The organism is Vibrio sp. B7, from assembly GCF_963888765.1.
GTDB lineage: Bacteria > Pseudomonadota > Gammaproteobacteria > Enterobacterales > Vibrionaceae > Vibrio > Vibrio anguillarum.
In genome coordinates this window covers 247,091-259,023 of record NZ_CAWPKR010000033.1, presented here as the reverse complement: position 1 = coordinate 259,023, position 11,933 = coordinate 247,091, and the positions used below count along the sequence as shown (strand labels likewise).

Below are 11,933 nucleotides of genomic sequence, written 5' to 3'. Positions count from 1 at the left end.
CAGCAATTTAACGAACCGGCAATTTAACGCATCAGCGTTGAAGTTACTTTTTCTTCTTCGCTTTTGCGTTTGGCAGATCAGTAATCGTGCCTTCAAATACTTCCGCAGCAAGGCCTACCGATTCATGTAACGTTGGGTGAGCATGAATCGTCAAAGCGATATCTTCTGCATCACAACCCATCTCGATAGCCAAACCGATTTCACCAAGCAGTTCGCCGCCGTTAGTACCAACAATAGCGCCACCAATCACGCGGTGAGTCTCTTTATCAAAGATAAGCTTAGTCATACCGTCAGCACAATCAGAAGCGATAGCACGGCCAGAAGCTGCCCATGGGAATGTCGCGACTTCGTAGTTAATGCCCTCTGCTTTGGCTTCTTTTTCAGTTTTACCAACCCAAGCCACTTCTGGCTCAGTGTACGCAATTGAAGGGATAACTTTAGGATCAAAGTAGTGCTTCTTACCAGAAATTACTTCTGCCGCTACGTGGCCTTCATGCACACCTTTGTGCGCCAACATTGGTTGACCAACGATATCACCGATCGCGAAGATATGAGGAACGTTAGTACGCATTTGCTTATCAACATTGATAAAGCCGCGCTCATCCACTTCAATACCTGCTTTTTCAGCATCCATCAGCTTACCGTTTGGTACGCGGCCGATAGCAACAAGAACGGCATCATAACGCTCAGCTTGCGCTGGTGCTTTTTTGCCTTCCATTGAAACGTAGATACCATCTTCTTTTGCTTCAACAGCGGTTACTTTGGTTTCAAGCATCAGGTTAAATTTATCTTTGATACGTTTGGTGTAGACTTTAACCATGTCTTTATCCGCCGCTGGGATAAGTTGGTCAAACATCTCAACCACATCAATCTTAGAACCTAGCGAGTGGTAAACCGTCGCCATTTCTAGACCGATGATACCACCACCCATGATCAACAGTTTCCCAGGAACTTCTTTCAGTTCAAGTGCATCCGTTGAATCCCAAATGCGTGGGTCTTCATGAGGAATGAATGGCAGTTTAATTGGACGAGAACCAGCTGCAACGATGGCGTTATCAAAGTTAACCACGGTTTTACCGTCTTCACCTTCAACTTCAATGGCGTTAGGGCCAGTAAATTTGCCGAAACCGTTCACGACCGTCACTTTGCGCATCTTCGCCATGCCGCCAAGACCGCCCGTTAACTGGTTGATAACTTTTTCTTTCCAAAGGCGGATTTTATCGATATCCGTTTGTGGTTCACCAAACACAATACCGTGCTGGGCCAATGCTTTCGCTTCTTCGATAACTTTTGCAACGTGCAGCAACGCTTTTGATGGGATACAACCCACGTTCAAACACACACCGCCAAGGGTGCTGTAGCGTTCAACAAGTACTGTTTCAAGACCTAAGTCTGCACAGCGGAATGCAGCGGAGTAACCAGCAGGACCGGCACCAAGTACGACGACTTGGGCTTTGATTTCTTTGCTCATTTTGACCTCTTGTAGTCATTATCCCTAACAGGCTGAGTGGATGTTCTCGTTGTTTTTAGTGTTTAATCCAATGAATTAAACCCATGACTGAGCCAATTACTTAAAACAAATGAATTAAAACGAATTATTTTCAGACCGCAACAGTTTACAGAGATGTTAATGGTGTGAAAAGTAAATCCATTTAGCCTGTGAGCTAGACGACAATTCGATTAAGAAAAAACCCTTCATAATCCAATTGTTCAATTATTCGTGTTAACAAGGGCGGCTTTAACGGCCGCCCTCTCTTTCACTAAACTTGGCTTACAGAACCAGACGACGAATGTCTGATAGCGCGCCATTTAGGAATGTGATGAAACGCGCACCTTCCGCACCATCAATCACACGGTGATCGTATGACAGTGATAGTGGCAGTTGTAGGCGTGGTTCGAACTCTTTACCGTTCCACACTGGCTTAAACTCAGACTTAGATACCCCAAGGATACCGACTTCTGGCGCGTTAACGATAGGCGTAAACGCTGTACCGCCGATACCACCTAAGCTAGAGATAGTGAAACAGCCACCTTGCATGTCTGCAGCGGTCAGTTTACCTGCACGGGCTTTCTTCGATACTTCAGCCAGCTCTCTTGATAGCTCATAAATACCTTTTTTGTTCACATCTTTGAAGACAGGAACAACAAGACCATTTGGCGTATCAACAGCAATACCCACGTTCACGTACTTCTTCAGAATCAAGCTTTCGCCATCTTCAGAAAGTGAAGAGTTAAACGATGGGAATGCTTCTAGTGCTTTCGCTACCGCTTTCATGATGAACACCAGTGGGGTGATCTTCATGCCAGTGTCGTTCTTCGCTTCAATCGCATTTTGCTCTTTACGGAAGTTCTCAAGCTCGGTGATATCCGCATTATCCCATTGGGTAACGTGTGGGATCATCACCCAGTTACGATGCAAGTTAGCACCAGAGATCTTCTTAATACGTGAAAGCGGTTTTACTTCTGTGTCACCAAACTTGCTGAAGTCCACTTTTGGCCAAGGTAGCAAGCCAAGCGCGGCGCCATCACCTTTACCAGAAGCCACTGCGGCAGAACCCGATTCAAGACGCTTAAGCGCTTCTTTCACGTAGTTTTGCACGTCTTCTTTTAGGATGCGGCTCTTACGGCCAGAACCTTTGACTTTCGCTAGGTTAACACCAAATTCACGCGCAATACGGCGCACAACCGGTGATGCGTGAGAGTACTCATTGTTCTCTTCAAACTCGGCAGGTGCTGCCACAGCTGATTTTACCGCTTCCGCTTTTGGCGCTGATGCGGCTGGAGCCGCTGCTTGCGCAGGGGCCGCTACGGCAACGGGCGCTGCACCGGCAACTTCAAACACCATGATAAGAGAGCCTGTTGACACTTTATCGCCAGCTGCAACTTTGATTTCTTTCACAACACCAGCAAACGGCGCAGGAACTTCCATTGATGCTTTATCGCCTTCAACGGTGATAAGAGACTGTTCTTCACTCACGGTATCGCCAACCGCCACCATGATTTCCGTCACTTCGACTTCATCACCACCGATATCCGGTACGTGGATCTCTTTTGCTGCCGAAGCGGCTGGTGCTGCAGCTACAGGTGCTGCCACTTGAGCAGAGGCTGCCGCCGGAGCGGAACCCGCCACTTCAAAGATCATCACCAGTGAGCCTGTCGATACTTTATCGCCAGCGGCCACTTTGATCTCTTTCAGTACACCAGCAAATGGAGCCGGTACTTCCATTGAGGCTTTGTCACCTTCAACCGTCAGTAGAGATTGCTCTTCTGCGATTGAATCGCCGACTGCGACCATGATTTCAGTGACTTCCACTTCATCACCGCCGATATCTGGCACGTGAACTTCTTTAAGCTCAGCGACAGCCGCGGCAGCAGGAGCCGCAACTGGTGCAGCTTCCACTGCTGGCGCTGCGACCGCTGCGCCTTCTGCTTCAAAAATCATGATAAGTGAACCGGTCGATACTTTATCGCCAGCGACTACTTTGATTTCTTTTACAATACCCGCTTGAGAAGCCGGTACTTCCATAGAAGCCTTATCACCTTCTACAGTAATAAGAGATTGCTCTTCTTCAACCTTGTCGCCAACGCTGACAAGAATCTCAGTAACTTCAACCTCATCCGCACCAATATCCGGTACATTAATTTCGATTGCCATTATTCTTTCCTACCTTAATTAAGCGTATAGCGGGTTTGTTTTTTCAGTATCGATGTTGAATTTCTTAATCGCTTCAACCACAACTGATTTCTCAACATCACCACGTTTCGCTAGTTCGCTTAGCGCGGCAACCACCACGTAACCTGCGTTCACTTCGAAGTGACGACGTAGGTTTTCACGGCTATCAGAACGACCAAAACCATCAGTACCTAGTACTTTGTATGATTCAGCCGGGATAAACGCACGCGCTTGCTCAGCGTAGTTCTTCATGTAGTCAGTTGCTGCGATGGCAGGCTCGCTACCCATTACCATTTGAATGTAAGGTACTTGCGGCTGCGCTTCAGGGTGAAGCATGTTGTAACGCTCACATGCTTGGCCATCACGAGTAACTTCATTGAATGATGTTACTGAGTAAACATCTGAAGCCACGCCGTACTCATCACTTAAGATTTGAGCCGCTTTGCGTACTTCGTTCATGATCGTACCTGAGCTCATTAACTGAACTTTACCTTTAGAGCCAGTCGTTCCTTGTGGAGCGTAGCTTTCTAATTTGTAGATACCTTTACGAATACCTTCTTCAGCGCCTTGTGGCATTGCTGGCATTGCGTAGTTCTCGTTCATCAGCGTTAGGTAGTAGAACACGTTTTCTTGATCGCCATACATGCGGCGAATACCGTCTTGCATGATGACTGCAACTTCGTAAGCAAATGTTGGATCGTAAGAAAGACAGTTAGGAACCGTTGCCGCCAATATGTGCGAGTGGCCATCTTCGTGCTGTAGACCTTCACCGTTCAGCGTCGTACGACCAGCAGTAGCACCCAATAGGAAACCACGTGCTTGTTGGTCACCTGCCATCCATGCCATGTCTCCAACGCGTTGGAAACCAAACATAGAGTAATAGATGTAGAACGGAATCATTGGCAGATCGTTTGTCGAGTATGAAGTTGCAGCAGCAACCCATGAAGACATAGCACCCAGCTCGTTGATCCCCTCTTGCAGCACCTGACCTGAAGTCGCTTCTTTATAGTAAGAAACGATGTCGCGGTCTTGAGGAGTGTAGTTCTGACCGTGTGGGTTATAGATACCGATTTGACGGAACAGACCTTCCATACCGAAAGTACGTGCTTCATCTGCAATGATTGGCACAATATTTTTACCAATGCTCTTATCTTTGAGCAAAATGTTCAACGCACGGACAAACGCCATTGTGGTTGAGATTTCACGTTTTTGCTCTTCAAGCAGAGGCTTGAACTCTTCAACCGCTGGAATCACAAGTTCTTGAGTGAACTTAGGCAAGCGTTGAGGTGTGTAACCTTTTAGCGCTTTACGGCGAGCGTGTAAGTATTCGTGCTCTTTCGAGCCTTCTGCCAATGTTAGGTATGGCAACTCTTTCACAGCTTCATCTGTTAGAAGATCTTGTAGACCAAGACGATCACGCAGTTGCAGCACGTGAGTCATGTCCATTTTCTTCACTTGGTGAGCGATGTTCTTACCTTCTGCCGCTTCACCCATGCCGTAACCTTTAACGGTCTTCGCCAGAATCACGGTTGGCTTGCCTTTCGTGTCTTGAGCGTTAGTAAAGGCTGCGTACAGTTTAGAAGACTCGTGACCACCACGCTTGAGCGCGAAAATTTGATCGTCAGTCATGTCAGCAACAAGCGCCGCTGTTTCTGGGTATTTACCAAAGAAGTGTTTACGCACGTAAGCACCATCTTTCGCTTTAAATGTTTGGTAGTCACCATCGATGGTTTCGTTCATCAACTGAAGCAGCTTACCTGTGGTGTCTTTCGCCAGTAGAGAATCCCAGTTGTTACCCCAAATCACTTTAACAACGTTCCAACCTGCGCCTTTAAATAGGCCTTCAAGTTCTTGGATGATCTTACCGTTACCCATGACTGGGCCGTCTAGACGTTGCAAGTTACAGTTGATAAGGAAACATAGGTTATCAAGCTTCTCACGAGCGGCGAATGAAATCGCACCGCGTGATTCTGGCTCATCCATCTCGCCATCACCTAGGAACGCGTATACACGCTGTTCAGAAGTGTCTTTCATACCACGGCCATCAAGATATTTGAGGAAACGCGCTTGATAGATTGCAGAAATTGGACCTAGACCCATAGATACGGTCGGGAATTGCCAGAATTCAGGCATCAATTTCGGGTGTGGGTAGGAAGGAATACCTTTGCCATCCACTTCTTGGCGGAAATTGTCAAGTTGCTCAGCCGTTAGGCGGCCTTCAACGAACGCACGTGCGTAGATCCCTGGAGAGATGTGACCTTGATAATAAACCAAGTCACCGCCATCTTTTTCATTAGGCGCACGGAAGAAGTGGTTAAAACATGTTTCGTAGAACGAAGCAGAAGACTGGAATGACGCCATGTGGCCGCCAAGATCGAGGTCTTTTTTCGATGCACGTAGAACGATCATAATCGCGTTCCAACGGATGATTGAGCGAATGCGACGCTCAAGCGTTGTGTCACCTGGGTATGCTGGTTCTTGCGCAGCTGGAATGGTGTTGATGTAGTTCGTGGTAATACCGGTTGGCATATCAACACCGTCTAGACGTGCTTTATCTAGAATTTGCTCAAGTAAGAACTGAGCGCGTTCTACACCTTCTTCACGTACAACTGACTCAAGGGCGGCTAGCCATTCCTGAGTTTCCAGTGCATCTACGTCATGCTTCATGTCAGACATGGCGATCTATCCTTCTATTGGTTGGATCTATAAAACAAGCAATTCGCCGTAGGTTACGACTCATTACCCTGCTGAATTCGGCGCAACGAACGCTCACGACGAGACTCTTCTTTGGTCAAATCCAGCAATGTTTCTTCGATATAAGCTAAGTGAGAATGGGACATTTCGCGCGCCTTTTCCGGCTGACCAGAAACGATCGCATCCACGATATTAGCTCGGTGTCTACTTACTTTCTCCACCACTTCATGGCGGCGGTGTAATAGTTTTAAATTCTGTAGAACATTTTGCTCAAGCAAAGGAGCGAGGCTGCGAACAATATGCAAAAGCACCACGTTGTGGGCCGCTTCAGTGAGAGCGACTAAAAACGCGACCACCGCAGACGCTTCTGCTTCGACCTCTTTTTTCGCTTGTTGTTCACCAATTCTCGCCAAACAGGCTTGAATGCGAGCAAAATCTTCCTCAGTACCACGCAATGCTGCGAAATAAGCTGAAATACCTTCCATCGCGTGGCGCGATTCCAATAGATCGAGCTGGGTTTCAGAGTGGCTAGACAATAAATTTAGCAGAGGATCAGAGAAACTCTGCCAAATGTTCTCACTGACAAACGTACCTCCACCTTGACGGCGGGTTAATAAACGCTTGGCTTCGAGGCGTTGAATGGCTTCACGAATGGATGGACGAGACACCTCGAACTGTTTTGCCAGTTCTCGTTCTGGAGGCAATTGTTGCCCCGGAGAGAGTGTTCCTTCCACGATCAGCCTTTCTAACTCCTGTTCAATTACATCAGAGAGTTTTGGCTGACGAATCCTTTGATAAGCCATAATTTATTATTCTTCTACTCTTTGCAGTCAATTGGTAATACCAATTTCAAGTTGGTGCAGAAATTAACATAATTAAAACGTAGCTGTCCAGCCAAAAGTTGACCTAAATCATAGAACGGACCACACTTAAACACTTTGATAACAATAGTCGATTAAAACAGCAATATTATTGGTCAGACCAATTACAAAATGAATACAGATGGGAAAATGATAGGCTAGAAATGGGGAAAAATTCGTTGTCATCTACCCTTTCTAGAGAAAACATTCTTTGGCTCCTCCCCCTTCTAGGGGAAAGCTGGGAGGGAGGGAATTCGAAAAATACAAAATCAATCAAAAGATATACCCCACCCTAACCCTCCCCTTAAAGGGGAGGGAAGATCACTTAACCGCAATCTTTCAAGAGGAAACATTCTTTGGCTCCTCCCCCTTCTAGGGGGAGGCTGGGAGGGGGTGTAATTCGAAAAACACAATATCAATCAAAAGATATACCCCACCCTAGCCCTCCCCTTGAAGGGGAGGGAATGTAAGAGCAAACATTCGTTGAGATCTCCCCTTTCTAAGGGAGGGAAGATCATGTCACGCATCGAAAGAAGAGAAATATCAAGCCGTTACTTCGCTTCGAGGTGATCAATCATCAATTGCAGTGACTGATTGCCGCGAAACTCATTAATATCAAGCTTATACGCAAGGCGCACCGTTTTCACCGACGCATCTGGCCAGCGTCTTAAATCGACATTAAAAGCGATACCATCGATCATAATGTTGGTTGGGTGGCCTTTGAATAACGGCTCAAGCATCAGTTTCAAATGCTTTTCCCCCACCAGTTTTTGGTGCAGTAGTTTGAACTCACCGTCAAAGAGAGGTTCAGGAAACGCCTGCCCCCATGGGCCGCCGGAACGCAAGGTTTCAGCGGTGTGCATCGAGAACTCTTCAGGTGTTAACTCCCCGTCGGATAAAATCACGCCCTTGAGCGCGCTTTCATCTAACTCGCGACGTACAGCTTGATCAAACAGCTCAGCAAAACGCTCAAACTCTTTTTCGGCAATAGTTAAACCTGCCGCCATCGCGTGACCGCCAAATTTGGCGATTAAACCGGGGTTTTGTGTATCAATGCGATCAAGCACATCGCGCATGTGTAACCCAGCAACAGAGCGGCATGACCCTTTGATACTGCCATCGCCACCATCGGCAAACGCAATCACAGGGCGATGATATTTATCTTTAATACGTGAGGCTAAAATACCAATCACACCTTGGTGCCAATCGCGTTGAAACAGCACTAAACCGTGCGGCAATTCGCTATTTTCACTCAGTTGCAGGCGCTCACAAAAAGCCAGCGCCTCTTGCTTCATCCCCTCTTCAATCTCTTTACGAGTTTGGTTAAGGCTATCCAGCTCACTGGCCATTCGACGCGCAGCGTGAATGTCATTGCACATTAGCAGCTCAACGCCAAATGACATATCATCCAAGCGCCCTGCCGCATTGATGCGTGGCCCTAACGCAAAGCCAAAATCCGAGGCAACTAAACGCCTCGCGTCACGTTTAGCAACCTCAATCAAAGCTTGAATACCCGGCCTTGCATGCCCGGCGCGAATGCGTTGCAAACCTTGATACACTAAAATGCGGTTGTTTTCATCGAGCGGCACAACATCAGCGACAGTACCCAGTGCGACTAAGTCAATCAGCTCCATCAACTTGGGTTCACTCATACCTTGTCGAGTAAACCAGCCGTTTTTTCGCATATGCACGCACAGCGCCATCATCAAATAGAAAGCCACCCCTACGCCAGCTAATGCCTTCGAGGGAAACGGGCAGTTAGCCAAATTGGGATTCACCATCGCATCAACCTCTGGCAACTCGTGTCCCGGTAAATGGTGATCGGTCACCAAGACAGTCAATCCTTGCTGCTTGGCATAACGCACCCCGTCGATAGAGGAGACGCCGTTATCGACCGTCATGATCATCTGCGCGCCAAGCTCAATCGCTTGATCGACCACTTCAGGGCTTAAGCCATAACCATCTTCAAAACGGTTAGGCACGAGATAGTCCACATTGTTCGATCCCAACATTCGCAACGCCAAAACAGATAAGGCGCAACTGGTTGCGCCATCAGCATCAAAATCCCCGACGACTATGATGCGCTGCTGCTGCTCGATGGCGTGAAAAAGTAGTTGTACCGCTTGCTCTATACCACCTAATTGTTGGTAGGAATGCAGTGCTTTCGCGGCCTTGTCGAGTTGTTCAAGGTTCGTGATACCACGGTTGATATAGATACGTTTAAGCAGTGTAGGAATCGTGTCAGGGAGTTGCGAAAGATCGGGGGCTGGTCTTTGTTTTATTTCAATCATAAATCAGCGGGCTCAAGAACACTCAAGCCCGACTCCTAAAGTTATTGAATCTGCTGAAGGCGTTGCAACAATTGCTCTGGTGGTAAATAACCGCCAACCATTTCGCCATTCGGTAGGAAAATCGCAGGCGTGCCGTTGATGCCTAACTCACGTCCGAGCTGATAGTGCTTGGTAATCAATTGCTTAGCCTGTTGAATGTTCTGTCCTGCTTCTGGCAATTGATGATTGGTTTTTGCCTCATTCATCGCTGCCATTTTATCATCTGCATTCCAGATAGCGGCCATCTGATCAGCTACCTGCCCCGTAACGCCTTGACGCGGGTAAGCCATGTAGCGCACGGTGATCCCTAGGTCGTTATACCCTTTCATTTGACTATGCAAGCGAGTGCAATAACCACAGGTAATATCAGTAAAAACAGTCACCACGTATTTTTCGTTGGCGGCTTTGTATTCGATCATACTCGATTCAAACTGCGCGATCTTCGCCGCATTAACCGGCGCTTGGCGTTTGGCTAACACATCGACATAACCACCATTCTTATCTAATTCATACAAGGTTCCGGCGATAAAATGGCTCGCGTCAGGCGCAGAAAACAGCACGCCACCGGAAGTTTGCACTTCAATCACTCCCGGAATATCAGAGGCTTGAACACTCAGCACTTCCAATCCGAGTTTAGAAAAACGTTGTTCAAAAACCGTTTTATCAAGCGCAGCCGCTTGCACAGCCGTTGACGTCACTTGCTCTGTGGTTTCGGCGTTACACGCCACAGCAAAAAGTGGCAATGTAAGAAGAGTCAGTTGGCGTAATACGCTCATTAAATTCACCTTTTCAAGCCCTTGGATGGTGCTCGCTATGTAATTGTTTAAGTCGCTCAGTCGCAACATGAGTATAAATTTGCGTGGTCGATAAGTCACTATGACCGAGCAGCATTTGCACTACACGCAAATCGGCACCGTAATTGAGTAGATGCGTGGCAAAAGCATGCCTTAATACGTGTGGAGAGAGTTTTTCCACATCGATTTGTGCGATCACTGCGTAGTGTTTAATTCGGTGCCAAAAGGTTTGACGAGTCATCTGCCTTGCTCGTCGGCTAGGGAAAACCACATCCGACGTTTGTTCGCCCAGCAGAGTAGACCGCCCTTGTTCAAGAAAAGTTTCAATCCAATCAACGGCATTTTCGCCCATCGGTACAAGACGCTCTTTGCCACCTTTACCAATCACTCTTACTACGCCTTGACGTAAACTGATATTTTCCATGGTCAGTGAAACCAATTCGGTCACCCGTAGCCCTGTTGCATACAAGAGTTCCAACATCGCTCTGTCACGTAATTCTAGAGGATTATTAGTATCGGGAGCATTCAATAGATCTTCCACTTGCTGCTCGGATAAATCTTTAGGCAGACGCTGTGGCAATTTAGGGCTAATTAAGAGCGCGCTCGGATCATCGCCGCGGAGTTTTTCACGGTGCAGATATTGAAATAAACGACGAATCGCCGACAACATACGTGCCCGCGAGGTTTGCTTATAGTCTTGATCCGCGAGCCACGCTTGGTACTGCTGCAAACCAGTGACACTAATAAAATCGAGGCGATAATTATTGTGCTGCATCCATTGCAACAATTTCGTCAGATCATTGCGATACGATGAGAGTGTGTTTTCAGCTAAACCACGCTCCATCCACATCGCATCTAAAAACTGTTCCACAACCCCTTGATCAGGAGAAATATATTCAGACACATCAAACCTCTGTGGTGAAAATCGAGTTGCTCAGGTTATGTGAGCCACTGATTTAATACCATAAAAAAACATCATCGGCAGGATAATCGCTGCAAAGCGCGTCATTTTATGGTTAGAATTCACTATTCTTGATTTAAAACGAACACAAAATTATGAAGATCGGTCTTTTTTACGGCTCAACAACTTGTTATACCGAAATGGCAGCAGAGAAGATCCGTGCGCTCATCGGTGAGGATTTGGTGGAGATTCACAATGTGAAAGAAACGCCACTCTCTTTGATGAGCAACTATGATCTTTTAATACTGGGTATCTCAACTTGGGACTTTGGCGAAATCCAAGAAGATTGGAGCGCAATATGGGATCAAATCGGTGGCGTGTCGCTAAACGGCAAGTACGTCGCATTATTCGGCTTAGGCGATCAAGAAGGTTATGGCGAATGGTACCTCGATGCGATGGGGATGCTGCATGATGAGCTAAAACAAATTGGTGCTCAATTGATTGGCTACTGGCCCAACCAAGGCTACCATTTTGAAGCGTCAAAAGCCCTAACGAAAGATGGTCGCCACTTTGTTGGTCTCGCACTCGATGAAGATTCGCAATACGAGCAAAGCGACGAACGCATTCAATGCTGGGTTGAGCAAATTTTAGTGGAATATCACGATTCGATTTAATTCGTTG

8 protein-coding genes are annotated in these 11,933 nt (G+C 47.1%); 1 reads left to right on the top strand and 7 read right to left on the bottom strand.

Annotation, left to right across the window (positions count from 1 at the left end; translation table 11 throughout):
- Nucleotides 1-43: 43 nt before the first annotated feature.
- From lpdA to xerD, 7 genes are all read right to left on the bottom strand, one after another.
- A complete protein-coding gene (lpdA, locus tag AACV32_RS10730; RefSeq protein WP_013857673.1) occupies nucleotides 44-1,471 on the bottom strand; it encodes a dihydrolipoyl dehydrogenase in 1,428 nt (475 codons plus the stop codon).
- A gap of 300 nt (nucleotides 1,472-1,771) precedes the next feature.
- The gene (gene aceF / locus AACV32_RS10725) at nucleotides 1,772-3,655 is read right to left on the bottom strand and encodes a pyruvate dehydrogenase complex dihydrolipoyllysine-residue acetyltransferase (RefSeq protein WP_088731724.1); all 1,884 of its coding nucleotides are present in this window, start codon (nucleotides 3,653-3,655) and stop codon (nucleotides 1,772-1,774) included.
- A gap of 18 nt (nucleotides 3,656-3,673) precedes the next feature.
- Complete coding sequence (aceE, locus tag AACV32_RS10720; RefSeq protein WP_170894997.1) at nucleotides 3,674-6,349, bottom strand: pyruvate dehydrogenase (acetyl-transferring), homodimeric type; 2,676 nt, start codon at nucleotides 6,347-6,349, stop codon at nucleotides 3,674-3,676.
- A gap of 53 nt (nucleotides 6,350-6,402) precedes the next feature.
- On the bottom strand, nucleotides 6,403-7,170 hold the full coding sequence (gene pdhR / locus AACV32_RS10715; RefSeq protein ID WP_013857676.1) for a pyruvate dehydrogenase complex transcriptional repressor PdhR: 768 nt from the start codon (nucleotides 7,168-7,170) through the stop codon (nucleotides 6,403-6,405).
- Nucleotides 7,171-7,778: 608 nt separating this feature from the next.
- A complete protein-coding gene (gene recJ / locus AACV32_RS10710; protein WP_170894998.1) occupies nucleotides 7,779-9,518 on the bottom strand; it encodes a single-stranded-DNA-specific exonuclease RecJ in 1,740 nt (579 codons plus the stop codon).
- A gap of 41 nt (nucleotides 9,519-9,559) precedes the next feature.
- Complete coding sequence (locus AACV32_RS10705) at nucleotides 9,560-10,333, bottom strand: thioredoxin fold domain-containing protein (RefSeq protein ID WP_017045785.1); 774 nt, start codon at nucleotides 10,331-10,333, stop codon at nucleotides 9,560-9,562.
- 13 nt (nucleotides 10,334-10,346) lie between these two features.
- Complete coding sequence (gene xerD / locus AACV32_RS10700) at nucleotides 10,347-11,255, bottom strand: site-specific tyrosine recombinase XerD (RefSeq protein ID WP_013857679.1); 909 nt, start codon at nucleotides 11,253-11,255, stop codon at nucleotides 10,347-10,349.
- Between the two features lie 152 nt (nucleotides 11,256-11,407).
- On the opposite strand from xerD, the gene fldB reads away from it, so the two are divergent.
- The gene (fldB, locus tag AACV32_RS10695; protein ID WP_013857680.1) at nucleotides 11,408-11,926 is read left to right on the top strand and encodes a flavodoxin FldB; all 519 of its coding nucleotides are present in this window, start codon (nucleotides 11,408-11,410) and stop codon (nucleotides 11,924-11,926) included.
- Nucleotides 11,927-11,933: the final 7 nt, after the last annotated feature.